This is a genomic window from Luteibacter sp. E-22 (genome assembly GCF_049913125.1).
Lineage (GTDB): Bacteria > Pseudomonadota > Gammaproteobacteria > Xanthomonadales > Rhodanobacteraceae > Luteibacter.
The window spans coordinates 4,091,682-4,118,218 of sequence record NZ_CP183975.1; the positions used below are offsets into that span (position 1 = coordinate 4,091,682).

Annotated in this window: 22 protein-coding genes; 8 read left to right on the plus strand and 14 right to left on the minus strand. The window is 62.8% G+C overall.

Annotated features, from left to right (window positions below):
- The first annotated feature begins 83 nt into the window (after nt 1-83).
- On the plus strand, nt 84-1,022 hold the full coding sequence (locus tag ACN9M2_RS18205; RefSeq protein ID WP_426286016.1) for a LysR family transcriptional regulator: 939 nt from the start codon (nt 84-86) through the stop codon (nt 1,020-1,022).
- Between the two features lie 59 nt (nt 1,023-1,081).
- Nucleotides 1,082-2,071: an alpha/beta hydrolase gene (locus tag ACN9M2_RS18210; protein WP_426286017.1), complete on the plus strand. Its 990-nt coding sequence runs from the start codon at nt 1,082-1,084 to the stop codon at nt 2,069-2,071.
- On the opposite strand, the gene ACN9M2_RS18215 is transcribed toward ACN9M2_RS18210, so the two are convergent.
- Nucleotides 2,068-2,607 carry a hypothetical protein gene (locus tag ACN9M2_RS18215; RefSeq protein ID WP_426286018.1) on the minus strand — a complete coding sequence of 180 codons (540 nt, stop codon included), beginning with the start codon at nt 2,605-2,607 and terminating at the stop codon, nt 2,068-2,070. The genes ACN9M2_RS18210 and ACN9M2_RS18215 overlap by 4 nt on opposite strands.
- Nucleotides 2,608-2,744: 137 nt before the next feature.
- Here ACN9M2_RS18215 and ACN9M2_RS18220 point away from each other — a divergent pair, with 137 nt between their 5' ends.
- Nucleotides 2,745-3,323 carry a TetR/AcrR family transcriptional regulator gene (locus tag ACN9M2_RS18220; RefSeq protein WP_426286020.1) on the plus strand — a complete coding sequence of 193 codons (579 nt, stop codon included), beginning with the start codon at nt 2,745-2,747 and terminating at the stop codon, nt 3,321-3,323.
- Between the two features lie 39 nt (nt 3,324-3,362).
- Here the strand turns inward: ACN9M2_RS18220 and ACN9M2_RS18225 are convergent, their stop codons facing one another.
- From ACN9M2_RS18225 to ACN9M2_RS18240, 4 genes are all read right to left on the minus strand, one after another.
- Entirely contained in the window at nt 3,363-4,304 is a 942-nt protein-coding gene (locus ACN9M2_RS18225; protein WP_426286021.1) for a hypothetical protein, read from the minus strand.
- Between the two features lie 31 nt (nt 4,305-4,335).
- Nucleotides 4,336-5,085 carry a hypothetical protein gene (locus ACN9M2_RS18230; RefSeq protein WP_426286022.1) on the minus strand — a complete coding sequence of 250 codons (750 nt, stop codon included), beginning with the start codon at nt 5,083-5,085 and terminating at the stop codon, nt 4,336-4,338.
- Between the two features lie 219 nt (nt 5,086-5,304).
- The gene (locus ACN9M2_RS18235) at nt 5,305-10,092 is read right to left on the minus strand and encodes an RHS repeat-associated core domain-containing protein (RefSeq protein WP_426286023.1); all 4,788 of its coding nucleotides are present in this window, start codon (nt 10,090-10,092) and stop codon (nt 5,305-5,307) included.
- A 186-nt stretch (nt 10,093-10,278) separates the two neighbouring features.
- Nucleotides 10,279-11,619: an epoxide hydrolase family protein gene (locus tag ACN9M2_RS18240; protein ID WP_426286024.1), complete on the minus strand. Its 1,341-nt coding sequence runs from the start codon at nt 11,617-11,619 to the stop codon at nt 10,279-10,281.
- 267 nt (nt 11,620-11,886) lie between these two features.
- On the opposite strand from ACN9M2_RS18240, the gene ACN9M2_RS18245 reads away from it, so the two are divergent.
- Together ACN9M2_RS18245 and ACN9M2_RS18250 are read left to right on the plus strand one after the other, a co-directional pair.
- A complete protein-coding gene (locus ACN9M2_RS18245) occupies nt 11,887-12,768 on the plus strand; it encodes a hypothetical protein (protein ID WP_426286025.1) in 882 nt (293 codons plus the stop codon).
- Nucleotides 12,765-13,535 (plus strand): SDR family oxidoreductase, encoded by a 771-nt coding sequence (locus ACN9M2_RS18250; protein ID WP_426286026.1) that lies wholly within the window; start codon nt 12,765-12,767, stop codon nt 13,533-13,535. The genes ACN9M2_RS18245 and ACN9M2_RS18250 overlap by 4 nt, the downstream gene beginning before the upstream one ends.
- Before the next feature lie 203 nt (nt 13,536-13,738).
- Here ACN9M2_RS18250 and kdpC read toward each other — a convergent pair whose 3' ends face one another.
- The 7 genes from kdpC to ACN9M2_RS18285 form a co-directional block, all read right to left on the minus strand.
- The gene (kdpC, locus tag ACN9M2_RS18255) at nt 13,739-14,314 is read right to left on the minus strand and encodes a potassium-transporting ATPase subunit KdpC (protein ID WP_426286027.1); all 576 of its coding nucleotides are present in this window, start codon (nt 14,312-14,314) and stop codon (nt 13,739-13,741) included.
- Nucleotides 14,315-14,326: 12 nt separating this feature from the next.
- Nucleotides 14,327-15,133, minus strand: coding sequence for a TorF family putative porin (locus ACN9M2_RS18260; protein WP_426286028.1), 807 nt, complete (start codon nt 15,131-15,133; stop codon nt 14,327-14,329).
- 28 nt (nt 15,134-15,161) lie between these two features.
- On the minus strand, nt 15,162-15,347 hold the full coding sequence (locus ACN9M2_RS18265; RefSeq protein WP_426286029.1) for a hypothetical protein: 186 nt from the start codon (nt 15,345-15,347) through the stop codon (nt 15,162-15,164).
- A 12-nt stretch (nt 15,348-15,359) separates the two neighbouring features.
- Nucleotides 15,360-17,432, minus strand: coding sequence for a potassium-transporting ATPase subunit KdpB (gene kdpB, locus ACN9M2_RS18270; protein WP_426286030.1), 2,073 nt, complete (start codon nt 17,430-17,432; stop codon nt 15,360-15,362).
- Nucleotides 17,433-17,435: 3 nt separating this feature from the next.
- The gene (gene kdpA / locus ACN9M2_RS18275; protein WP_426286031.1) at nt 17,436-19,244 is read right to left on the minus strand and encodes a potassium-transporting ATPase subunit KdpA; all 1,809 of its coding nucleotides are present in this window, start codon (nt 19,242-19,244) and stop codon (nt 17,436-17,438) included.
- On the minus strand, nt 19,241-19,333 hold the full coding sequence (gene kdpF, locus ACN9M2_RS18280; RefSeq protein WP_426286032.1) for a K(+)-transporting ATPase subunit F: 93 nt from the start codon (nt 19,331-19,333) through the stop codon (nt 19,241-19,243). The genes kdpA and kdpF overlap by 4 nt, the downstream gene beginning before the upstream one ends.
- A gap of 560 nt (nt 19,334-19,893) precedes the next feature.
- Entirely contained in the window at nt 19,894-21,504 is a 1,611-nt protein-coding gene (locus ACN9M2_RS18285; protein WP_426286033.1) for a S53 family peptidase, read from the minus strand.
- A gap of 311 nt (nt 21,505-21,815) precedes the next feature.
- Here ACN9M2_RS18285 and ACN9M2_RS18290 point away from each other — a divergent pair, with 311 nt between their 5' ends.
- Nucleotides 21,816-22,718, plus strand: a complete 903-nt coding sequence (locus ACN9M2_RS18290) for a LysR substrate-binding domain-containing protein (RefSeq protein ID WP_426286034.1) — start codon at nt 21,816-21,818, stop codon at nt 22,716-22,718.
- Nucleotides 22,719-22,729: 11 nt separating this feature from the next.
- Here ACN9M2_RS18290 and ACN9M2_RS18295 read toward each other — a convergent pair whose 3' ends face one another.
- The gene (locus tag ACN9M2_RS18295) at nt 22,730-23,761 is read right to left on the minus strand and encodes a L,D-transpeptidase (protein WP_426286035.1); all 1,032 of its coding nucleotides are present in this window, start codon (nt 23,759-23,761) and stop codon (nt 22,730-22,732) included.
- Nucleotides 23,762-23,790: 29 nt separating this feature from the next.
- On the minus strand, nt 23,791-25,020 hold the full coding sequence (locus ACN9M2_RS18300; RefSeq protein WP_426286036.1) for an FAD-dependent oxidoreductase: 1,230 nt from the start codon (nt 25,018-25,020) through the stop codon (nt 23,791-23,793).
- A gap of 99 nt (nt 25,021-25,119) precedes the next feature.
- Here ACN9M2_RS18300 and ACN9M2_RS18305 point away from each other — a divergent pair, with 99 nt between their 5' ends.
- Nucleotides 25,120-25,779, plus strand: a complete 660-nt coding sequence (locus ACN9M2_RS18305) for a glutathione S-transferase family protein (protein ID WP_426286037.1) — start codon at nt 25,120-25,122, stop codon at nt 25,777-25,779.
- Between the two features lie 15 nt (nt 25,780-25,794).
- Nucleotides 25,795-26,502 carry a DUF899 family protein gene (locus ACN9M2_RS18310; protein WP_426286038.1) on the plus strand — a complete coding sequence of 236 codons (708 nt, stop codon included), beginning with the start codon at nt 25,795-25,797 and terminating at the stop codon, nt 26,500-26,502.
- Nucleotides 26,503-26,537: the final 35 nt, after the last annotated feature.

The window sequence follows — 26,537 nt, forward strand, 5'->3', positions numbered from 1 at the left end:
CCCGCCAATCTAGGCTCCTGGGTACTCAACCGCTAGCGATCTAGTGGTAGTTTCATTCGATCCATCTGGTTTAGAGTCGACTCATGGATACCCTCAACGGCATCGCTTGCTTCGTACGCAGCGCGGAATTGGGCAACTTCGCCGCTGCCGCGCGGGTGCTCGGGCTCACGCCCGCCGCCGTGGGCAAGAATGTGGCACGCCTGGAAGCCGAATTGGGGGTTCGCCTTTTTCAGCGAACCACACGGCGGCTCTCACTCACCGAAGCGGGCGAGGCCTTTCGGCTCGAAGTCCAGGGCAGCCTGGACCAACTCCATGGCGCCATGGCCAATGCGCGGGCGAGCACGACCGGTCCCGTCGGGTCGCTGAGGGTCGCGCTTCCCTATGCGTTCGGCCGGGAGTACATCGTGCCGATGCTCGCCTCGTTCCTGGAAGCGTTTCCCGCGGTGAGGCCCGACTGGCGTTTCGACAACCGCCCGGTCGACCTCATCGCCGAAGGCTTCGATGTCGCCATCGGCGGAGGTTTCGACATGCGTCCAGGCGTCGTCGCCCGTGCGCTCGCACCGGCTCATCGCATCCTGGTGGCGTCACCGGAATTCCTCGCGAACGGGCCCGCGATCGCCACGCCTGCGGATCTCGCCGGCCGCGAAGGCATCCTCATTCGTTCACCGCAAACCGGCCGCGTGAGGGATTGGGTGCTTTCCAACCTGCACGGCGCGGAGGCCGCCGTGGAGCTGGATCGCCGCATCCTGTTCGACGATCCAGACGCGGCAGGTCACGCTGCCGCACTTGGCATGGGCATCGCGCTGCTTGCCGTGCAATCCGCCCTGCCCTGGATGGAGCGAGGACGGATCGTACGCGTGCTGCCGGACTGGTGGGTCGACGGTGGCCACCTGTCGCTCTACTACCCGGCGCAACGCTTGCTGCCGCAGAAGACGAGGCTGTTCATCGATCACATCGTGGAATGCTTTCGGGAACAGGACTTGCCGGCACGGTTTAATGCCAGTTTGCCGCCACGAGAATGACAGATGGCCCGGTGAAGGTGGCGACTCTGGCTCGCACCTCACTCCGAAGGGATCAACTCATGAAGACGGCGGCATGGATCGGCTTCATCATCGCGCTATCGCTTCCCGTTGGCGCCGCGATGGCGACGACGGGGAGCGAGCCACTGCTCAACCGGCAGGACCGCCCCTGGCAGCCCGCCGCGCCGGCGGTGCAGACGCCGCTCTGGCCAAAGGGACTCTCTATCGCCGCACCCGCCTTGCCCGGCAAGGAAGTGTTCGGAACAGGACCAGGGCAGATCGCGGGTCTTCCGGTCACGGTGGTTCAGCACGTATCGATTCCGACCATGACGATCTATCGTCCCAGCGGCAAAAACACGGGAGCCGCCGTGGTCGTGTTTCCCGGGGGCGGCTATCGGATATTGGCGATCGATCTCGAAGGCACTGAAGTCTGCGACTGGCTCACGCCCAGGGGCATCACCTGTGTCGTCTTGAAATACCGGGTTCCCGGTTCCGGACCCTACTGGAACGACGAATGCAATTGCAGACGCGATCCGGTGGAACCGATGGCCTTGCAGGATGCGCAACGGGCGATCAGCCTGCTGCGCCAGCAAGCCGGCGCCCTTGGCATCGATCCACACAAGATCGGCGTCATCGGCTTCTCCGCCGGGGGACGCATGGTCGCGGACGTCAGCAATCATCCGCGGCGCAGTTATCGTCCGGTCGATGCGGCCGACCTTCAAAGCGCGAAGCCCGATTTCGCCATCGCACTTTATCCCGGCCATCTGTGGAAGCCACCGGGGCTGACGCTCGATCCTGGTGTGAAGATCGATCCGCATGCTCCGCCGACGCTGATCATCCAGGCGGAGAACGATCCGACCGACGACATCCGCGAATCGCTTACCTATTACCTCGCACTCCAGCAGGCCAACGTCCCTGTAGAGATGCATCTGTACGCCAAGGGCGGCCATGCCTTCGGTTTGCGAAAGACGGCCGATCCCATCACCGGATGGCCGTCGCTGGCGGAACGATGGATGAGCACGATCGGTATCGTTCCTTCAACAAGTCCTTAAGACATGGAAGGTGACGGGCGGGGTTTCCGGAAGGTCAACCACAAGGCGGAAAGAAGGAAATAAAGGCCGCCGAAGGCTGCGTACGGCGCAAGCTGCGCGAGGCCGGGCGCCACGCCGAACGACTGGACGATGAAGACGACGCCCGCGAGCGCCGACTGGGCACCGCTGATCATCATGAAGACCTGGCCGCCGAGCTTGCGGCGACGGATGCCGACGGCCAACTGGAAGAGCCCGGCCAGAAGTGCCCACACACCGAACACCAGGACGCCGCCTGCGTTTCCTCGCAAGACGAACGCGACGGCCATGGCCACGGCCGTGATCACGCTGACGAGAGCGTTGAATTTCTGGCCAGGATTGGCCTGCAAGCCACCACTTCGGCGGGCATCGAGGACGTTGGCGAGTGCGTCCCAGGCGGGATAGACGACGAGCAGCGCCGCTGCGAGAGCCAGGGGTGCGGGTGCCGACAGAAGTACCGCGGCCACCCAGGCGAAGGCGACGCCGGCACGCAGGTAGTAGAAGGAGCGGAGGGAATTCATGGGATGAGTCCTTGGGGAGTCGACACACCCTACTAGTAGGTAGGGTTTACGTCAACTTTATCCGTATGAATCTTTATTTAGCTACCATCTATTTTCCAGGCACACCAAAGCTACCTACCACATGGTAGAATTCAACCATGAGCACTCAACAGAAACTCATCGATTCCGCCCGCTACCTCATCCAGACACGGGGGTACAACGGCTTCAGCTATGCCGATGTCGCCGAGCAGGTGCAGGTACGCAAGGCGAGCATCCACCACCATTTCCCGACCAAGGCCGATCTCGCCCGGGCGGTGGTCGAGGAGTCCCGCGCCTTGATCGTCGCGCAGACGCGGACGCTCGATGACGGCGCCTTCGACCCGGAAGCACAACTCCGCTTCTACACCGGCTATTGGGAGCGGTGCATCGCCGATGGGTCCGCCCCGTTCTGCGTCGCCGGCATGCTCGCCTCCGAACTGCCTACCCTCCCCGCCGACCTGGCGGAAAATGTACGCGCGCATTTCCGCGACCTGTCGAACTGGCTGGAAACCGTATTGACCAAGGGTGCGCAACTGGGCCTTTTCGAGCTGCGCGGCTCGGCTCGCCTGGAAGCGGAATCGTTCATGTCGATGGTCTACGGCGCGATGCTTACCGCTCGCGCGTATGGCGATCCGAAGGTGTTCGCGGATATCGTCGACAGCGGCTTGAAGAAGCTCCTGCGTCATCGCGCGGGCTGAGAAGCGGGCCCTTCGCTTCCTTCGCGTATCCAGAACTATTTACGGCTCATCCCGAATCCACTGCAACTGGATCTGCTCCCGACTCGGCATTTCATGAAGTCGCCGTATGACCTCCGGGATCACCAGAGTGAATGCATACAGCGTGGTGGCTAGCGCTGGCTTGAGTTGTGCGGCCGTGTACGAGCCAAACCCTCTCAGCGTCGAACCAAACCAACGGTTGAGGCCATCTTCTCGCACCGTCACGTCGATTCCGTCAACGCGCTCGCTCAAACCACCTGCGACGCCCATGGAAATCTCGACGCCAAAATATCCAGAGAATCCAGGAAGACTTTCGATCGCCAAGAAGAATCGGCCTCGATGTGCGCCTGCTGGGTCGCCATATGCAGCCACGCAAGATTGCGAATGCCCGGTCCATTTGACCCTACGAGGCAACCTCTTGAAACCGCACCGTGCGAACGCCTCGTCAAACACCTTCAACGTATGATCGTAGGTCAACGCATCGACGCTGGGGAGGTTCGCCAGTCCGATTGCCTCGAGTACGCGTGATTCACCAATGTCATGAAGTTCAGCATTTCTTATTTTTAGTCGACTCTCGCTGGCGAAGGTGGAACTGTCATGCTTGGCGCTCTCTATGGTGTATCCGGCGAGCGCCGGATGAGATCGCACACGCGCTTCGATCTCCGCGGGCCTGTTAAAAGTCCGGAGCACCGAGCGATTGAGATTGAGTTCCCGCATGATGGTGGAAACCAGCGGGGAACGATAGCCGACTATGCCTTGTTCGACACGCGCCGCAGCTGTCCACTCCTTTGCCAATTCGATGTCGAACTGGTTTGCCTCATCCGAATATCTGCTCCAGTACTCCTCGCCTAACCTCAGCCCTTTGCTTGCCAAAAATGGACTGAACTCCCGACTGGCGTCGCAGAGATTCGCAACCGCGGATAAGTATCTTTGTAGAGAGTTGAATGCCGAACCAATCATCATAAAATCCATTTTCTCTAGCGATGTCTATATTTCATGATTCTTCATCTGCCCACTGCAAATCGATCAACTCTCGATCCTGCACTTCATGAAACCGCCGTATGACCTCCGGGATCACCAGAGTGAACGCATACAGCGTGGTAGCTAACGCTGGCTTGAGTTGTGCGGCCGTGTACGAGCCAAACCCTCTCAGCGTCGAACCAAACCAACGGTTGAGGTCGCCCTCCCGCACCGTGACGTCGATTCCCTCAACACGTTCGCTCAAGCCACCTGCGACGCCCATGGAAATCTCGACGCCAAAATATCCAGAGAATCCAGGAAGACTTTCGATCGCCAAGAAGAATCGGCCTCGATGTGCGCCTGCTGGGTCGCCATATGCAGCCACGCAAGATTGCGAATGACCGGTCCATTTGACCTTGCGAGGCAACCTCTTGAAACCACACCGTGCGAATGCCTCGTCAAACACCTTCAACGTATGATCGTAGGTCAGCGCATCGACGCTGGGAAGATTCGCCAGTCCGATTGCCTCGAGTACGCGTGATTCACCAATGCCATAAAGTTCAGTATTGCTAATTTTCCGCCGAGCTTCGGTCGCGGGGGTTGAGCCATCACGACTGGCGTTTTCTACGGTGTACCTGGCGAGCGCCGGATGAGACCGCACACGTGCTTCGATCTCCGCGGGCCTGTCAAAGGTCCGGAGCACCGAGCGATTGAGATTGAGTTCCTGCATGATGATGGAGACCAGCGGGGAACGATAGCCGACTATGCCCTGCTCGACGCGCACCGCAGCCGTTCCCTCCTTTACCCATTCCAAGTGGAATTGGTTGGCCTCCTCCGGATACCTGCCCCAGTATTCCTCACCCAACCTCAGCCCCTTGCCTGCCAATAGCGCACTGAACTCCTGGCTTGCATCGCAGAGATCCGCAACCGCGGATAAGTATCTTTGTAGAGAGTCGAACGTCGAACTTAGGCTCATTGGATACGCTCAAGCGAATGTGGATCGTCAATGATGAATAGGATAAGAAGCATCACCTGTCTGGTAGTAGATCATACCGTTGTCATCAGGGCTTCCGTAGATATAACTTCCATCAACACGAACGCCGCCGAGCGTAAAGCCGGTAGGTATGTTTATTACACGGAAATTTTCGCCCGGAAAGAACTCGGCCCACCGTCCCGGTTTCGCCGATACACCGTCTTCATTTAGCGAGCGTACGTAATCGTTCAATTGCTGGATATTGCCAGGAGCTTCGCAGTTCCACTGGCTTAACGGCTTAATCTCAAAAACACTCCATGCATCAGTGTCTAATTTCCTCATCATCAGGTCGACCACACCAAACTTCTTACTGAAGATGTTGTGTGTTCGCCATTCAGTTCTCACTTGCGCGACGTTTCCGTCCCTTCGGACATCCTCTTGAATGAACAAGTGCACGGCTTTTCCAAGCATCATCGACTTGAACAAGGCCACCCAACGAGAATCCGAGAGTGGCTTTCCCTCCAAACCAAAAGGGTCGACAACGCCACCTGGAATGCCCAACGCATAAAGATAAGCGTTCGTCCCCCCCGCTATTCCCAATGGATCGCTTTGCAGATACCTGCCCGTACCTGGGTCGTAATAGCGGTGGACATTGTAGAAAAGCCCGCTCTCCCTGTCGTAATACTGGCCCGCGAAGCGGAGGTCGAGCGTGTAGCCGCTTGTCGATGTAGGTGGTCGTTCGCCGAAGGCGTTGTCTTTATCCGTCCATGACCAAAGAAGCTTGGATTCGGCGTCGGTTACCGCCCGCGGCGTCTCCATCTCGTCGGCATGTACGAACGAAAGAGCCGTACCGTCCAAGATTCCGATCGGCAAGGTATCGAGCCATATATAGTCTCGACCGGTGCTTTCGGCATCACTGCCAGCGGACTCACTGAGTACCTGACCTGCGCGACTGTAGAAGAAGCGAGTAGTCGTTCCATCGACTTCCTTGCTGATCCTTTCGCCCAGGCCGTTGTACGTATAACGCCCGACAATTTCGTTGCCTCGCCTGATGGCCGCAAGCTGGCCTCGACTCGAGTACTCGTACGTCCACGATTCGCCTGCCACACTGGCGCCCGTCGTGGAGCCCGAAGGACTGTAACTCCGGTTGTCCGTTGCGACGCTGGTCAGCCAGTGGGAGCCAGACTTGTAACCATACGCGCCGGTGGACAGCCCATAGCCCGTCTTGGATAGACGGTCGCTCGCGGCGTCATAGGCATACGTCGATCGTGCGCCGCCTTCGCTTCCAACGACTGCCGTCAATCTCCTTAGGGGATCGTAGGTATAGGTTTCCGATGCGGGATTGGCACCCGGAGCGTCACCTCTTGCGACGACCCTCCCATCGGCATCGCGCGCAACGTGGATCGAAAGTGCGTTGCTGGTGATGTCCGTGACATCGTAATCAGCGTTGTACAGCCGCGTTAGTACCTGGCCTTCCCCGAGCGTGTATTGCGAGACGGGACCAAATGGCAGATAGGTGACATTCGACACTACCTTGCGGCTCACCCCTCCGCTGGTTATCTGTGCCGAGGTGACGTTGCCGAGGTAGCCGCGGCTGTAGGTCAGCACGGCACCATCCGGGTAGGTAACGGATGCAAGCCTGCTTCCCGGTGTATAGGTGAACTCCGCGCGGGAGACTGACGATCCCGTGATGTGGGTCTTGCTGACTACGTTTCCGAGGAAGTCGTAGCAATAGGTGGTGGAACCCGACCCTTCGACAATGCGGGTCAGCCTCCCAAGGGGATGGGAGGCCGTGCAACCCGTTAGCGAATCGGGTTCGTCATAATGCCAAGAGATGTTGGCCGTTGCGTCGACATAGGATGCGGATGTGCGCCGCCCCAGCACGTCGTATGCAAAGTCGACCCGAATGCCCCTCGCGTCCGTCTGACTCGACACCCTTCCCGCGACGTCCCGCGTTACCGTCGATAGACCACTGTCCGGACTGGACGATTCCAACACCTCACCGAAGCCGTTTGCACTGAAAAATGTCGCGAGTCCGTTCGGATCGGATGTCGCGATCAGGCCATCCCTCGCATCGTATTGGTATACGGTCTCTGCGCGACGAGCGCCGATAGCATCTTCGGCGTTATCTACAACGCTTGCCAATCGCCCGATCGCGTCGTAATAGCGCCGTTGGTGAACCCCGTTGGCGTCGACGGCGTGTGTCAGCTTACTCCGCCCATCATAGGCATCGCTGGCAGATGCGCTCCAATAGGTTTGACCACCGCCATTGTTTCGTGTGCGAAGCCGGCCAAGATTGTCGTATGTTCGACTTTCCGAACGACGAACGACTCCTTGCCGGTCGACAATTTTTGCGGCAAGCGTGTTTCCGGCTGCATCGTAAGCAACGTCGAGATGATTTCCATCGGCATCCTTGATAGTGGACAGTCGATGAGCGGCGTCGTAACCGTACGTCAGCCGGACGCCATCCGGATCGCCTGCCTGCGTAACCAATCCATTGTCATCGAAGCTGAAACTTGACCGAGCATCCGCACTTGAAGACATGCCGTCCTTCTGTGCGTGGACAGTACGGTAATTGACATGACCCCATTTATCGTAGATGAAGTCGGTAATGACGCCATTCGGATCAACGATGCGCTTCGGCCTACCGGCACCGTCGTACGCTGCGTAGGTCGTAACGTGACCTGCGGCATTGGTCACCGATCTGATGTCGCCGTGGCGCCATGCGGTATCGTCCGTCAGGTAATACAGGAAGGTTTCCACTCCCCCATCCGGAGAAGTCTCCGTCAGGAGTGCACCCACATAGGGACAACGTTCGGCATCGGCGGTAACGCAGTATGTATAGGTCCAGCGTCGGACACCATCCGGGGCAACCCCGGATGGAGAACACATATATGACTCCGAAAGAACCGGTTCCACGTCACAACGCGCCGTCACGTGGCCTTGCGTGTCGTACGACCACGATTGGGAAGCGATTGTGGCGCCGAGCGCATCCCGAAGCGTCTGTTTCAACGGCCTTCGCAGCGCGATATCCCAAGCCATGGTGACGCTTCGTTCGTTGGCCGTCCCGACCGCCTCGGTGGTCTTCGCCAACAATGCATAGGCGTTGTACGTGAATAGGGTCCGCTGTCCGTTGAAATCCTCGAATTCGGACGGACGGCCCTCGCTGTCGTACTTTCGGTATCTCCAGAGCTGCCCGCAGTCGGGTGCGCATGGGCCATCGAGTTCCGCGACCCGCGATACGCCGTCGGCCACATGGAAGGACATCCTGACCGTATTTCCCAGGGGATACGTGACGTCCGAGGTGCCATCAGCGTTATAGATGATGTTCGTTCGTCCCACGTCACCGCTATAACCCGACGAGGTTGCACGGCCCAGGGCGTCATACGTCACCCGCTCATAGACGGCATCCCGCGCGTCATGGATGCTGGTGACGGCGTGTGGAAGGCTTGTCGAGCCCACGGCACCTGTTTCGTTGTATCGATAGCTGCGATAGAGGTAGGCACCGAGGTAGATGGAACGCAAGTTCGCCGTGGAGCTGTCGAAGGTATAGCGGATGGAAGACCCATCCGGAAGCGTCACGCCGGTAAGCCAACCCGTGCTCGACTGGTAGCTGAAGCGGATGGCTCGCCCTTGCCTGTCGGTGACGGACTGAAGGAGACCGTTCGGGTCATACGCCAGGGTGATGCCGAGACCATCCTGGCCGTCGACCGTAAGCAGCTTTCCCTCGGTTGAGTAGATTTCCGTGTGTCGCTGTCCCCCGACAAACAAACGGTAGCCCACCAGGGAGCCATCTGCGTTCGTTACCTCGCTCAGAACGTCGACCTTGCTTCCGGAGACCCACTCGTCACCCACTTTCTTGAACTCGGACTGTCCGCCATCTGGCCGAAGCACGATGATCGCAATCGCAGGTTCGCCGACAATCTTGAGCGACCGATCGAAGCTATGTCGCCAATTGAACCCAAGTGAAGCCGGCGCGACGCCTGGGCCGCTGTTGTAAAAGCGGCGAAGTGTCAGCCATTCGCCGCCGTCGAAATCGGTCTCTTCCAGGAAGAAATTCCCAGTGGATGCGTCGATCGGGTCGCCAACCTGGGGTGCTCCCATCTTTTCGGCGCACGACGATCCGTCTGCGTTGGCGCCACCTGCGCCGCCACTACCCGCTCCGAGAATCGAGGCGCCTTCCCCGCTGTTGCAGGAAACCCCGGACCCCAACCTTTTGGCGGTCGCACCGCCGAAACGGTTCGCGTAGATCGCGCCGCCGCCGCATCCGGACTGGCCCGACGCGGTCCATGTCCCCGTCACCGTGGATGCGTCCGCTGACACCTGGCCACGGATAGTGATCTTGCATGGAGTCGTCGTACCTTCCTGGCTCAGAAGGGTTTCATCATTAAGGGCCAGGTCCAGCCCTGATAGGGAACCAGTAACCGACCAGACAAAACGTACGGCACCTCCCAAGGCCGTTGTTCGCCTTGTTCCTGAAATGCTGCCATCGGAATTCTGCTGAAGATCGAACTCCTCGGCCCACTGGGCAGCACTGGAGTCATCCGACGCTGTCAGGTTGCCATGCCATTTGCCACCGACCTCCGCGTCGGGTGCCACCAAAACATTCGAAACGAAGTGGTCGACGGTCGCAGGTGGAGGCGAGTGAGTGGTGGACACCTGTCCCGCAGCTAAGCTCGCCGTGGATGCGACAGCAACGAATACCAAGCGGGATACCCATTTCATGGGTTCCGACAAGGCACTTGGTTTGGTTTTTTTTCGGTGCAGCGAGAGGTCGTGCCGACACGAAACAACTTCGAGGAATTCCACTTCCATCATCAGATCCGTCTCTTTCTCAAAGGCAACGCAGTGAGCAGGATCTTAGAGATCTATACCGGCAAATTCTGTAGGCGATCACCTACAGACTGTTCCGCCAATCTGTGGCACTGCGCATGACCTCAAAGGCACTGCGATAACAGGCGGGAGCCCATGGGCTCCCGCCTGGATCACACGATCAACCCTTCCTCAGCGAACCGACTTGAACGCGGCACGCAGTTCTTCGGCGAAGATCTGCGGCTGTTCCCACGCCGCGAAGTGCCCGCCCTTGCTCACCTGGTTGTAGTAATACAGGCTCGGATAGGCCTTCTCGCTCCAGCTCTTCGGCGCACGGTAGATCTCGTGCGGAAAGACCGTGATGGCGACGGGAACCTTGATCTCGGTGGTCCGCTGGGTAACGGAACTGAAGTTGTTGTTGTTGTTTTCCCAGTAGAAGCGCGACGACGACGCACCCGTGTTCGTGAGCCAGTACAGCGTGATGTCGTTGAGCATCTCGTCCCTGCTCAACACACGCTCGGGCACGCCGTCGCTATCGCTCCACTGCGCGAATTTTTCGTACATCCACGCCGCCAACCCGGCCGGCGAATCGGAAAGCGAATAGCCGATGGTCTGCGGGCGCGTGACCATCATGGCGCCGTAGGCGGCGTTGCGGCCGAAGAACGTGCTCAGCGACTGATAGGCCTCCTTCTCGTCAGGGGCCAGGCCTGCGGGTGCCGGGTCGCCACTGTTGATGCCTTTGGCAAGGTCCCCCGGTACGGTCGCGGGCATGTTCAGGTGGATGGCGAGCAAACCCTTCGGCGCCTGCCGGGCCAGCGCGTCCGAGATCACCGAACCATGGTCACCGCCCTGCGACACGTAGTGCGTGTAGCCCAACCGCTTCATCAGCACATCCCAGGCGCGGGCGGTGCGATCGGGTCCCCAGCCGAGCGCCGTGGGCTTACCGGAGAAGCCGTAGCCGGGAATGGCCGGGATGACCACGTCGAATGCATCTTCCGCACGGCCGCCATAGGCCGTCGGATCGGTGAGCGGACCGATGGTCTTGATGAATTCGAAGGGCGAGCCCGGCCAGCCGTGGGTCAGGATGACGGGAAGCGCATGGGGGTGGCGGGAACGGACATGGATGAACTGGATGTCGACGCCGTCGATCGTGGTAACGAACTGTGGCAGGGCGTTGAGCTGGGCCTCGGCCTTGCGCCAGTCATAGCCGGTGCCCCAGTAGCGGACCAGTTCCTGGACGCGGGCCAGCTGTATGCCCTGCGAATCGTCCTTCACGAGTTCCTTGTCCGGCCAGCGTGTTTCCGCGATGCGGCGGCGCAGGTCGTCGAGTTGCTCCTGGGGAACGTGGACGTGGAACGGACGGATGCTTTCGTCGACCTTGGTTGTCTTGGCCGTGGCATCCGCGGCTTGGTCGAAAGCGGCGGCAGGCTGTGCGTGGAGTGTCGGCGCGAGCATGGCGAAGCCGAGGGCGACAGCGAGCGCGCGCTGGGTGAAGGAAGGTTTCCGGAACATGTGTGCGTGTGCGGCTGACATCGTCGTTCTCCTGTGGGCTTCACGATTTTTATGGTGACGCCTGGGCTTGCTTGCCTCGACGTGTCCACAGTCTATGAAGCGGTTTCCACTTCGATGGTGTCTAGGAAGGGCCGATTTGAAACGGCCTGTATCTCATGGCGTACGGATACAAACGGATACAAAGATCCCCGGGTAAGCTGCTCGTTCCGCGCCACACCATGTTTCGCTTGAAACACCAATACGATCCCGGCGAGAGCGCTAGGATCGGCTTCACAGGAAGAGACCGCCATGCAGAACCTACTGTTGCAGACCACCATCGAAGGGGACCCCGACGACTGGAACATCTCGCGTTTCAGTCACCTGAAGGCGTTCCTGGAGGGCCTTCGTGACGAAGAAGGGCAACCCGCCTTCCGCGTCACCGCCCGCAACCGCGACCCACTCGGAAAGGCCGACTCCGTCCTCTCGCGGCTCCACGAATCGGACTTCCATCAGTTATGGCTCTTCGCCGTCGATACCGGTGATGGTCTTACCGACAACGACTGCGACGGGATAAGCCAGTTCCGGCGACGCGGCGGTGGCATGCTGGTGACCCGGGACCACATGGACCTCGGCAGCTCGATATGCACGCTCGCCGGGGTAGGCGCGGCGCACCACTTCCATACACGCAACCCTGATCCGGACCCGAGCCGGTGCTGCGTCGACGACCGCGCCACCACCTATATCTCGTGGCCTAACTATCACTCCGGGGCGAACGGCGATTACCAGCATGTGCGGCCTGTAGGCGACGTGCATCCTGTCTTGCGCGATCCGCATTCGGACGAGGGTGTCATCCGCTACCTGCCCGCCCACCCCCACGAGGGCGCGGTCGGCGCTCCTGCAGGGGACGAGACCAGCCGGGTGATCCTGCAAGGGCGCAGCCAGGCCACGGATAGGGAATTCAACCTGGCGGTCGTGTTCGAACGGTCCGACCAGGGTGGCCGGGCCATCGCGCAGTCGACGTTCCATCATTTCGCGGACTACAACTGGGACATCGCCGCCGGTAGCCCTTCGTTCGTGTCGGAAGCACCCGGTGACGGAATGATCCGTTTCCCGGAAGCATTGCGCTCCACCCACCAGTACGTCCGGAACGTCGCCTTCTGGCTTGGCGGCGCCGATGAGAGGCCTGCATGAATATCGTCGTCGTCGGTGGGCGAGGTCTTGTCGGCCGCAACATCGTGGATCGGCTGCGCGCGCAGGGCCATGACGTGACGGCCGCCTCGCGTGCCACGGGCGTGGACGTGATCACCGGAGCCGGTCTCGATCGGTGCCTCGCCGGCGCCGAGGTCGTGATCGATGTCAGCAACTCGCCCACCTTCGACGACCTGGCGGCGTTCGAGTTCTTCAAGACCGCTGCCGTCCATCTGCTCGACGCCGAAGCCCGGGCGGGAGTGAAGCACCATCTTTCACTATCGATCGTCGGCACGCATCGGCTGGCCGCCCTCGGCAGCGACTACCTGCGCGGCAAGGCGTTACAGGATCGCCTGATCAGGGAATCCGGGATTCCGTTCACGATCGTGCATGCGACCCAGTTCTACGAATTCCTGGTCGCCATCGTCACATCGGCCGTGCGCGACCAGACGGTCTACCTGCCGCCCGCTTATATCCAACCTGTCGCATCCGACGAGGTCGCGGCGCTGATGGCCCGCCTCGCGGTCGATGCACCGCTCAATGGTTCGATCGAGATCGCCGGGCCGGAGCGCGAACGCATGTCGCAACTCATCCGGCGCTTCGTCACGGACATCGAGGCACCAAGCGATGTGATCGCCAACGAGCAGGCCCCTTACTTCGGCGCCACCCTCGATGAGCTGACCCTGGTACCACAGGACGATGCGCATATCGGCGGGGTCGGGTTCCAGGCGTGGTGGCAACAGTCGGAGTTCGCGCGCGTCGGTTGGTGATGGTGTACGACCGGGCTGAGGTAAGCACCCATCGCCGACGAAGTCGGCTCCCACAACAGAGAAGTCGGCTGCGATGAGCCTGTGGGAGCCGACCTTGTCGGCGATCCCGCGGCAGCGGGCCAGATTACGGCGAGCACCCACCGCCGACAGGGTCGGCTCCCACCAAAACGGCTCCCATCACGATCCCATGCCTGTGACCGACGTCAGGGCGCCATGCGATCCAGGTCCAGGTTCAACGCCAGCACGTTGACGCGCGGTTCGCCGAGCACGCCGAATTGGCGGCCCTGGGTGTTGGCGGCCACCAGTTCCCGAACCTTCGCTGGGTCCACGTTCCGCGTGCGGGCTACGCGGGCGACCTGGTATTCGGCGGCGGCGGGACTGATTTCGGGATCGAGGCCGCTGCCCGATGCGGTGACCAGATCGACGGGAACGGAGGCGTCGTTCGATGGATCGACCTGCTTCAGCGCGTCGATCCGCTGTTTCACCGCATCGGTGAGGGCGGGGTTGGTCGGGCCCTGGTTCGAGCCCGACGACGAGGCACCGTTGTTCGGGTTGGGCGCCGTGGCCGAGGGGCGGCCCCAGAAATACCTGGGCTCGGAGAACGCCTGGCCGATCAGTGTCGAGCCGACCGTCTTGCCGTCCTTCTCGACCAGGCTTCCGTTGGCCTTGGCGTGGAACATCGCCTGGGCCAGGCCGGTGGCCGCCAGCGGATACAGGATGCCGGTAAACACCGTCATCGCGATGAAGAGTACGACGCACTGCCTGATGAGTTTTTTCATGACCCTGCCTTCTTAGAACGTGCCCTGGAACATGACGAAGCCGCGTGTCCCACCGACATTGCGTGAGTCATTGGCGTCCACGAAGCTCGACACGCGGTGATAGAACGCATCGTCCGTGGCGTGTGTAACCCCACCGCTCACGGACCAGTGCGCGGCAAGCTGGTACTTGATCGTCGCCGAGTAGTCGCTATAGCTCGCATCACGCGCTCCATTGGAGAGCGGCGTGGCCAGCTTCGCGGTGTAATGGGTATGTCCCGCGTGCAGCGCCAACGACCAGGTATCGGACAGCGAAAACGTGCCGTCCAGTTGGAGGTATCCCGTCCCCCGCGTATCGCCGTCGTAGCCTTGTTCCTTGTCGGCGGCGAAATAGTCCGTCAGCGACCGGTTGTACTTCAGGGTGAACTGGCGCCACGTCAGCGCGGCATTGGCTTCGGCCGTGTTGAAGGAGCGCGAGCGGAGACCGGCTTCGTCGAGATCCGCACCGGGATACACATAGCCGTACAGGCCGACCCGCCAGGACCAGTCGGCGTCGATGGGGCGACCGAAACTGGCGTAGAGATCCAACTCCATGGAACCGCCTGGATAACTCTTGTCGCTGATGCTGGACGCCCAGGTGCCCGCCGCGAATCCGTTGGGATTCGTGTAGTCGGCGCCGCCCTGGATGGCAGGGTGGCCCCAGGTCTGGGTCAGGCCGCGAAACATGTAGTCGGAAACCATCGCCACATTGCCGGTCACCGGCGAGGCGTCCTGGGCCTGTGCGATCGAACCCAGGCTGAGGAAGGAGACAACCGCCGAGGCGGTCAAGGAAACGATCTTCATGGGAATGCTCTAGCTATGACGTGACGAATCAGATGCCGGCGTAGCCGCCGAGCGCGTAGTCGTCTTCGATGGGAGGGTTTGCGACGGCGACCGCGCGCGGCGGCAGCGGCGTGACGTTGCCTGCGATGTGCTCGGCGTGGGGCACCACGACCCTGACTTCCATGTCCAGGTCGTCGGTGTCTTCGATGAGTACGGTGAGCTTTACGGAATGCATGGCGACCTCGGTTCAGGCCAGTCCGAACAGGACCAGCAACATGTCGATCAACTTGATGCCGATGAACGGAACCACGATGCCGCCCAGGCCATAGACCAGGAGATTGCGGCGCAGCAACGCGCCGGCGCCCAGCGCGCGGTAGGCGACACCTTTCAGGGCAAGGGGAATGAGAAAGATGATGATCAGCGCGTTGAAGATGACGGCCGACAGGATCGCGCTCTGCGGCGTGGCCAGGTGCATCACGTTGAGCGCATTCAAGGCCGGATAGGTCGTGGCGAACGCGGCCGGGATGATCGCGAAGTACTTGGCGATATCGTTCGCGATGGAGAATGTGGTCAGCGAGCCGCGCGTGATCAGCATCTGCTTGCCGATGCCCACGATCTCGATCAACTTGGTCGGGTTCGAATCCAGGTCGACCATGTTGCCGGCCTCCTTGGCCGCCTGCGTGCCGCTGTTCATCGCCACGGCGACGTCCGCCTGGGCCAGGGCCGGCGCATCGTTCGTGCCGTCGCCGCACATCGCCACCAGGCGGTTCTCCGCCTGCATGTCGCGGATGTACTTCAGCTTCGCCTCGGGCGTGGCTTCGGCCAGGAAGTCGTCGACGCCCGCCTCGGCCGCGATCGCCGCGGCGGTCAACGGATTGTCGCCGGTGATCATCACCGTGCGGATACCCATCTTGCGCATCTCGGCGAAGCGCTCCTTGATGCCGTCCTTGACGATGTCCTTCAGCTCCACGACACCGAGGGTGAGCGATCCGTCGACCACGATGAGCGGGGTCGCGCCACGACGGGCGACATCCTCGGCCATGCGCTTGACCAGTGGTGGCAGGTGGCTGTCCTGCGATTCCAGGTAACGCTCGACCGCATCCATCGCACCCTTGCGGATGTGCCGGGTGCCGACGTCGACGCCGCTCATCCTGGTTTGCGCGGTGAAGGGCACGAACTCGGCGCGGGCGTCGATCGCGCGGCGCTCGCGTCCAACGAAGCGCCTCGCCGCGAGCGTCACGATACTGCGACCCTCCGGTGTCTCGTCGGCGTGCGAAGCGAGTTCGGCGGCCTCGGCCAGTTCACGCTCCTCGATGCCCGGAGCCGCATGGAAGGCGACGGCCTGGCGGTTGCCGAGCGTGATCGTGCCGGTCTTGTCGAGCAGGAGCACGTCCACGTCGCCCGCCGCTTCCACCGCGCGCCCGGAGGTCGCGATGACGTTGGCGCGGATCATCCGGTCCATGCCGGCGATGCCGATGGCCGAGAGCAACGCACCGATGGTGGTCGGAATCAGGCAGACCAGCAAGGCGATCAGTACGGTCAGCGTGATGGGATGGCCGATGCCCGCCGCCTGCACGCTGTAGATGGAATATGGCAACAGCGTGGCGCACGCGAGCAGAAAGATCAGCGTGAACTTGGCCAGCAAGATCGTCAGCGCGATCTCGTTCGGTGTCTTGCGCCGCGATGCGCCTTCCACCATCGAGATCATGCGGTCGAGGAAGCTCTCGCCCGGGTTGCTGGTGATCCGCATCACGACCCAGTCGGACAGCACCCGCGTGCCACCGGTCACGGCGCTGCGATCGCCACCCGATTCACGAATCACCGGCGCGGACTCTCCGGTGATGGCGCTTTCGTCGACGCTTGCCGCGCCCACCACGATCTCGCCGTCGCCGGGCACGATGTCGCCCGCTTCCACGAGGACGAAATGACCGGCGCGAAGCTCGCTCGATGGCGTGAAGACGATCGGCGCGTCACGTTCGGCCCTGGCCAGCTTCTTCGCGGCCACGTCGCGGCGCGATCCGCGCAATGCGTCGGCTTGGGCCTTGCCGCGACCTTCGGCCAAGGCTTCGGCGAAGTTGGCGAAGAGCAGCGTGAACCAGAGCCACAGGCTCACCCAGAAGATGAATCCCGTGGGGGCTTCACCGTGTCCTGCCAGTGCCTGCACCCACAGGAGCGTGGTCAGGACACTGCAGACGAAGACGACGAACATCACCGGATTGCGGAACTGAAGGCGCGGTGAGAGCTTGATGAAGGCGTCGCCCAGGGCGCGCGCCACCAGGGCGCGATCGAGACCGCGCCGGGTCGTGGTTGGATGAGTCATGGATCAGTGCCCCGTGGCGGACATCAATTGCTCGGCGATCGGCCCGAGGGCGAGTGCCGGAAAGAAGGTGAGTGCACCGACGACGATGACGACGCTCGCGAGCAGCACCACGAACAGCGGTGTATGCGTCGGCAGCGTGCCAGCGGATTCGGGCACGTGACGTTTCGCCGCCAGCGATCCGGCCATCGCCAGCATCGCGATCGCCAGTGGGTACCGTGCGAAGTACATGCAGATGGCCAGCAGTACGTTCCAGAACGGCGTATTCGCCGAGAGACCGCCGAAGGCGCTGCCGTTGTTGTTCGAGGCGGAACTCACCGCATAGAGGATCTCGCTGAATCCATGTGCGCCCGGGTTGGCGACGCCGGCGACACCGGCAGGCGTCATCACGGCGATGGCGGTGCAGATCACCACCAGGGCGCAAGGCAGGAGTACGGCCAGGCTGGCCATCTTCATCTCGTGCGCCTCGATCTTCTTGCCCAGGTACTCCGGTGTCCGGCCGACCATCAGGCCGGCGATGAAGACCGCGACGACGGCGAAGGCGAGCATGCCGTACAAGCCGGAACCCACGCCGCCGAAGATGACCTCGCCCAGCTGCATCAGCCACATCGGCACGAGGCCGCCCAGCGGGGTCAGCGAATCGTGCATGGCGTTGACGGCGCCGCACGATGCGGCCGTGGTGATCGCGGCGAACAACCCGGACGAGACGATGCCGAAGCGGGTCTCCTTGCCCTCCATGTTGCCGCCACTCTGTAGCGCCGAGGCATGCGCATCGATGGCCAGCCCGTGCAGCGCCGGATTGCCCGCCTGCTCGGCCGCCACCAGGCCGAAGGTCAAGGGCACGAAGATCACCAGCATCGTCGCGAGGATGGCCCAGCCCTGGCGACGGTCGCCCACCATCACACCGAAGGTGTAACAGAGCCCGGCGGGGATCAGGAAGATCGCCAGCATCTCGATGAAATTGGAGAACGGCGTCGGATTCTCGTACGGGTGCGCCGAGTTGGCGTTGAAGAAGCCGCCACCGTTGGTCCCCAGCATCTTGATGGCGACCTGCGAGGCGGCCGGTCCCATCGGGAGCACCTGCTCCTGCGTGGAAACGTGCCTGACCACCGGTTTACCGGCTGCATCGAGCACGGGGTTGCCGTCGGCGTCCTTCACCGGTTCGTCATACGCGGTGGCCTGCACCGTCGTCGCATGTTCGTAGGGACGCACGTTCTGGACGACGCCCTGCGAAACCAGCAGCAGGCTGATGACCAGCGAAAGGGGAAGCAGGATGTAGAGGGTGGTCCGGGTCAGGTCGACCCAGAAGTTGCCGAGCACCTTCACGCCCCTGCGCGAGAATCCCCGGATGACGGCGACGAGCACGGCGATGCCTGTCGCGGCCGAAAGGAAGTTCTGCACCGCCAGGCCCACCGCCTGGGTGAGATAGCTCATGGTCGACTCGCCGCCATAGCCTTGCCAGTTCGTGTTGCTGGCAAAGCTGACGGCCGTGTTCATCGCGGAATCCGGTGTAATCGCCGCGAAATGCTCCGGGTTCAGCGGCAACCACTGCTGCACACGCTGAAGAACGTAGACGGCAACCATGCCCAACACGTTGAACAGCAGCATCGCGAGCGCATACTTCTTCCAGCCCATCTCTTCGCCCGGCTCGACGCCGGCCATGCGATAGACGACCCGCTCGATGCGTGCACCGAAACGCGTCACCTTGTTGGGACTTTCCGCGAAGACGAGGGCCATGTACGAGCCGACCGGCTTGACCAGCAGCAGCAACACGGCGAGATAGACGACGATCTGAATCCAGTCGTTCGCGCTCATTCGAACCACTCCGGCTTGAGCAACGCGACGAGCAGGTAGCCCGCGAGGGCGACGGCCAGCAGGCCGGCAATGAGGTAGGAGGCGTTCATGTCGGCACCCTCAGCGGCGACCGAGCCGGTCGCAGATCATGAGGAAGCCGATCGTCGCCGCGGTCAGCACGACGATCAGTAGGACATAGAGGATTTCCACAGGTTCACCCAAGTGAGGAGAGCTGCGGAATTATCGAAATCGCCGGATATCTTCGGTGTAAGGCGCGGACGGACCCGCGTAAATTCGGCGTAAATTCCTGCGCACCCGATGTCGCCCGGAAAGGAAAAGCTCCGGTGGGAGCCGACCCTGTCGGCGATGGGTGCTCGCCTCAAACCCATGTGGGAGCCGACCTTGTCGGCGATGGGTGCTCGCCTCAAACCCATGTGGGAGCCGACTTTGTCGGCGATGGGTGCTTGCCTCAAGCCCATGTGGGAGCCGACTTTGTCGGCGATGGGTGCTTGCCTCAAGCCCATGTGGGAGCCGACTTTGTCGGCGATGGGTGCTTGCCTCGAACTGGCCCGCTGCCGCGGGATCGCCGACAAGGTCGGCTCCCACCGGGCTTAAACGGGGCGCCGCTCGCGCGAGCGCCCCGCAGTTCCGCCGATTCCTCTGCTGGCGGTTACAGGTTGCTGTAGAGGTTGCTCACGATCGCACTGCCGAAGCCGCTCGCATAATCCCAACCCACGGCCGCCGTCTCGCCTCCGTTACTGCCGGAGGTGACGTCGTGATAGACGCTGGTGGGAACCTGGTACAGGTGCGGGCCGGCGAAACCAAGCGTGGAATGGCCGGCGAGCATGCGCGCCCAGACGGCGGCGAACAGCGGCGCGGAAAGGCTGGTGCCGCCGTACTGCGCGTTGCTTCCGTTGACGATGATGATCGAACCGGAGTTCGGGTCCGCATCGAACGCCACGTCGGCGACGTCGCGCGTTGTACCGCCTCCCTGCGTCTGCCAGCTAGGCTTGGGCTCCACCGTGCTCGGGCTGCCGCCGGCCTTGGACCACAGGGTCTCGCCAGCCCAACTGTTGCCGGTGCCGGTACTCAACGTCGTGCCGCTGACGGCCACCACGTAAGGAGAGCTTGCCGGATAGCTGGGCGTCGTGCCGCGGGGAGCTTTGGTGCACTCGTTGGAACCGGAGTCGCCCGTGGAGATCGAGAAGGTCTGGCCCTGCGATACGCCCAGCGCGAAGATCTGGTCGTCCGCCGCCATCGAGCCGTCGTTGTAGGCGCTGGTTTCGCATTCGCCCAGCGACACGTTGATGACCTTGGCCTGGTTGTCGCTCACCGCCCGGTTGAACGCGGCCGTCAACGCGCTGTTGCTGAGTGAATTCGCCGCGTAGAAGATCAGCTTGCTCACGCCACCCGACATGCCGACGATGTTCTGGCTGTCCAGGTCCCACTCGGGTGTACCGCTGGTGTCGGTTCCCGCCGTCCCGACCACGACCACCTGCGTATTCACGGCGGGCAGGCCGTTGGCGGTGGTGAAGCTGGTCAGGTCCTTCAGCGGCTGGGTCATGTCGCCATCGCTGATGATGCCCACCGTGACCGTCGCCGCCGTCGGCGTGCTGCCGACGTTGTAGATGGTCGGGAACGTGGTGGGATTGTGGCCGGTCACGCCGGTCGTTGCCTTGGTACCGATGCGGTCGGCGGGCTTGATCATGGTGTGTGCGTGGTTGACCGTCTGCAAGCCCACCACGGCGAGTACCGAGTCGCCGAGTGCAGCGGGCACCTTGACGTCGTCGATATTGGCATAGGCGGCACGGCCTTCGGCGTCCTGCGCCTTGACCAGACGCGTCGCGAACGCCGATTGTGCGGCCCCCGCGTTGCCATCGGCCGAAACGAGCAACTTGTTCGAAGAGACGCTGATGTTGGTGAAGCCAGCCTTGCTGAGATACGCGACCACGGCCTGCACCTGACCGTCGCTCGGCGAGAACATGGCGACCGCATCCGCCGGTTGCAGAGTCGCGTGGAACATCGGGCTGGACGGGTTATGCGCCGATGCGATGAAGTCGTCGAGCGTGGAACGGTTCTGCACCTTCAACACCACTTCGATATGGACCGGCGTAGCGGCATCCGCCAGGTCGGCGGCTGTCGCCGTCGCCGCGAGTTCGTGCGCGCGCGTGGCCGTGGCCGCCCATGTCGTCGCCGCTCCCGCGGCCATGGCGGGTGCACACACGAACGCCCCCAGCACCGCACCCATCGCCACACATAGCGAGGATTTCTTCATCTGCATGAAACGTCTCTCCCGTAAGCTGAGCCCAATCCCGATTGGGATTATGTGGTTCCGGTGACGTCGTCACCGGACGCTGGCAGCTCGGCCCCTTGTCATTCCATCCCCCCCCGGGCGAACTCCGTTTCGACGACAAAGCACCGCTCCCCATAACGACGCTAGCACAGGGATTCAGCAGGTCGGCATCGGGAAAATTCCTGTTCGTAGTGCGTTCGTTCATTCGCAATTTCTTGCGTTGACCTGTCGCATTGACACGCTTTATTTTTTTCTCCAAAAGCGGTGTATAAGCGTAGGTATTTGCGACAGGCGCAACGATGAACATCACCCTCGACGAGATCCAGAACTTCATCGCGGTGGTCGATACCGGCTCCATCACGGCCGCCGCGCAGCAGCTGGAGCAGACCGTTTCCGCAGCGAGCCGGTCGCTGGCGAGACTGGAACAGAAACTCAAGACCACCTTGCTTCGCCGTACCACCCGGCGCCTCGAGCTTACCGATGAAGGCGAGGCCTTCCTGGAGCGCGCCCGTGACATCGTCGCGGCCGTGGAGACCGCGGAAGAACAGATGGCGGCACGGCGCGGCCGCCCGGCCGGGCGCCTTCGCATCGATGCGGCATCGCCTTTCATGTTGCACGTGGTGGTGCCGCTGGTAGCGGGTTATCGCGAGCGTTTCCCCGACGTGGAACTGGAACTGCACAGCAGCGAGGGCTACATCGATTTGCTGGAACGTCGTACCGACGTGGCCTTGCGCATCGGGCGGCTGAAGGATTCCACGCTACACGCCCGGCCGATCGGCACGAGCCAGGTGCGTTGTCTCGCCAGTCCCGCTTACCTCGCCAAGCACGGCCGGCCGCGCAAGGTATCGGACTTGCGCAAGCATGCGTTGCTCGGGTTCACGGAACCCGAGTCGCTCAACGAGTGGCCCCTGCTGGACGAGAGCGGGCAGCGCGTGCGCATCAAGCCCACCATCGGCGTGTCCAGTGGTGAAACGCTGCGCCAGCTCGCGCTCGAAGGCAACGGCATCGTCTGCCTTTCCGACTTCATGACGCGCGGCGATCGTGAAGCGGGCACGCTGGTGCCCGTGTTGTCCAAGCACATCGCCGAGCTCCGCCAGCCGATCAATGCGGTGTACTACCGCAACACGGCCATCTCCGCGCGCATCGCCTCGTTCGTCACCTATCTTGCCGAGGCGATCGGCGAGCACGGCTTCGACCGCTGAGGACGCCGCGCTCAGGCGCCGGGTGGGTTCGAGTCGATCACCTGCACCTTCGGCCCCGTGCTCGCGGGCTGGATGCTTTCATCGGTTGCGAGAAGCACCGAGCCCGGCGATAGCAAGGGCAGTACCTTTTCCATGAACTCACGTGGCACGGCCACGCGGTCCACGAGCGCCTCGTCCACCACCTTGCCCGCTTCATCGCCATGTCCGGGGATGCCGATGGTGATCCAGTTCGGCATGCGCAAGCCCGATCGCTGTGGCGCATCGGGCATGTAGCCGGAAGCGACGATGAAGGCATGCGTGCCGGCCAGGGGATCGCGCACCTGGACCTGGCTGCGGCCGATCTCGATGCCGTTGCGGAACACGATGACCCGCCCGTCGGCCACGCTCAGCACCATGGAGATCGGCCCGGTCGGCGAGGCTTCCGGTGTCCATCGATACAGCTGCCCATTGGCCAGCGGCTCGAGATTCAGGTCGGCGCCATTGCGAGGATCGATGGGAATGACGGCGGTGGGATGCACCACGGTCACCGGCGCCGTGCCTTCCTCGGCCACCACCACGGTCATGCCCATGTTCGTCGCATCGAAGAGCAGCTTCGCGAACTCGGTCGGCATGTGTACGCAACCATGCGATTCCGGATACCCGGGAAGGCCGCCCGCATGCAGGGCCACGCCATCCCAGGTGAGGCGCTGCTGGTAGGGCATGGGTGCGTTGTCGTACTTCTTCGAGTGGTGGTCCTTGTCCTTCTGCAGGATCGTGAACACCCCCGTGGGAGTCTCGTGTCCCTTCTTGCCCGTGCTGACCGTGGACACGCCGATGAGGATACCGTTGCGGTACGCGTAGGCTTTCTGCTCGGTCAGGCTCACGATCACTGCCATGGGTCCTGGAGAGGCGCCTCGTCCACCCCATATCCACTCACCGGGCTTCAAGGCCGAGGGCGGCGTATCGGCCGGGCTCGATTGCTTCGCTCCCCAGATGGGTACGCTGGCCATGGCCGGCGATGCGAGCGAAAGGGACAGCGCGAGGCCGACGAGCAAGCGTTTCATATGCGGCTCCTGATCCAGATGGCACGAGGTTAATCGGAGCCGGTGTACCCAGGCGAGTATGGATCGTTCGCGATTTGGCCGATGCCATCCTGCACCGGATGACGCAGCTCTCCGGTGAGGATGCGAAGCATCGGCCCGCGCGCCCCGGGGACACGCCCGACCGGTCCGAACAGCGCGTCGCGGCACCAACCCAGGACGGTGCGGTCGGACTGGAACAACGGAGTAAGCCAGCGGCTCATGCGCTGGTACGCGCGAACGTGAGCGTGGCGCTCGCGGCGATAGGCCTCCAGCGCCACCGCCAGGTCCCCATGCGAACCCAGTGCGTCCGCGAGCGCGGCGGCGTCGAGCAGTGCCATGTTCACGCCCTGGCCGAGCTGCGGGCTCATCGCGTGGGCGGCGTCGCCGATGACCACGAGCCGGCCATGGTGCGGGCGTGCCAGGACGACATCGCGATAGCGTGCCCTCTGCAGCTGGCCGGCGTGGACGAAATGCGCCACGTGCGGAGAAAGCTCCGGCCAGATCTCGGCGACCCTGGCCTTCATCGCCGCCACGCCGGCGTCGTCGAAGCGCTCGACGGCTTCGCCGGGCAAGCTGTAATAGAACGTGATCCAGCGGCCCGCGTGCCCCGGGCGCGTTCCCACCGGCAACATGCCGATCATGGAGCGCGTGCCCGCATAACGCTGTAGCAACCGGCCGGGCTCCGGCCAGTCGTCGATGCGAAGCAGGCTCCAGAGCGCTCCCCAGGGATACAACCCCTGGCGGCGCACGTGCCGCCCGCATCCTCCGCGCAGCACGGAATGCGCGCCGTCCGCGGCAACGACGAGATCATAAGGACCATGGACCTTGCCGTCCGCATCGGCAAGGGTGTGCGTCGTGGCGTCGTATCCCACGATGCGCGTGCCGGTGCGGACCTGGGGGGCGCCAGCATGCGCATCGCGCAGCAACTCGAAGAGCGCGCCCCGCGTCATGCCCAGCCCGAAGCAACCTTCGCGGCGGTCGCGATAACGCATGGCCATCACGGCGCGGCCGCGCGGCGTGGTGCCGTGCAGTTCCTCTATTCGCTGGCCGAGGGCCAACGCCCTCCCCGCCAAGCCCATGCGTTCCAGGACGGCCAGGCCTGTCGGCTGCAACAGGAATCCCGCGCCCACCGGGCCGGGCTCGGGGCTTTGCTCGAAAACGGTGACGTCGTGGCCCTGTGCCGACAGCAGAATGGCGCTGGCCTGTCCCGCCGTTCCGTAGCCCGCGATGGCGATCCTCATCCCTGCTCCCCTGGCTTTGCGACAGGATACCAAGACATGTCGAAACCGCCCCCCGTCGTTCGACGAAAGGGAAAGCCTCCCACGGACCCAGGTGCACCGATGACCCTGAAGCTCTACGCCCACCCGTTCTCGTCCTACTGCCAGAAAGCCCTGGTGGCCCTCTACGAAAACGGCACGCCGTTCGAGTGGAAGCTCCTGTCGCCGGAGCACCCCGAGGTTTACGCGGAGTTCGCCGATCTTTGGCCGTTGAAGCGGTTCCCGGTCCTGGTCGATGGCCAGCGCACCGTCACCGAGGCCAGCACCATCATCGAGTACCTGGACCTCTATCACCCTGGCCCGGCGCCTATGCTCCCCGAGGAGCGCAAGGCGGCGCTCGAGGTCCGTGGCATGGACCGTTTTTTCGACAACTACGTGTCGACGCCGCAGCAGCGGATCGTGTTCGACGCGTTGCGCCCGGAGGGCAGGCACGATACGCATGGCGTGGCCGAGGCGCGCGAGATGCTCGACACCGCCTACGCCTGGCTCGACCGTCACATGGCCGGCCGCGAATGGGCCGCCGGCGAGCGCTTCAGCCTGGCCGACTGCGGGGCCGCCCCGTTCCTTTTCTATGCCGACTGGACCCATGCGATCGACCCACGATTCGCGCACGTGCATGCGTACCGCCGACGACTGCTTGCCCGCCCCTCGTTTGCCCGCGCCGTCGACGAGGCTCGCGTCTACCGTCCGTTCTTTCCGCTGGGCGCGCCCGACCGCGATTGACCGAAGGAGATCGACATGACCGACCAAACCCTCGTGCCCGCCGCCGAACTGGCCGCGCGCAACCTGTTCCGCATGCCCAACGAAAGTCCCGAATACCGTGCGGCACGCAACGCCTTGTTGGCCGAGGAAATCGAACTGCGCCGGCATATCGAACGGGTGGCCGTGCAACGCCGCGCCCTGCCGCCCGGCGGCGAGGTGCGCGGCAACTACCGCTTCATCGGACAACACGGCCCGGTCGATTTCGCCGCGCTGTTCGGCGACAAATCGACCCTGGTGACGTACAACTGGATGTTCGGGCCGCAACGCGAGCGCCCCTGTCCGATGTGCACGTCCCTGCTCAGTGCCTGGGACGGCGAGGCACGCGACATGGAGCAAAACGTCGCCCTCGCGGTCATTGCACGATCGCCGTACGAACGCATGCAGGCCTTCGCACGCGAACGCGGCTGGCGGCACCTGAAGCTCTATTCGGATGCCAACGGCGAGTTCAGCCGCGACTACCACGCGATCGGCAAGGAAGGCGGCGACGAGCCCGCCTTCAACGTCTACACCCGGCGCGACGGGGTGATACGTCATTTCTGGGCGGGCGAGATGGGCTTCGAGACAGCCGATCCCGGCGAAGACCCGCGCGGCGCGCCCGACCTCATGCCCTTGTGGACGGTGATCGACTGCACGCCGGAGGGACGCAGGCCAGCGTGGTATCCCAGCCTCGATTACCCCGACTGACGACACAAAACGTCCAGGCTGGACTTGGTGTATCG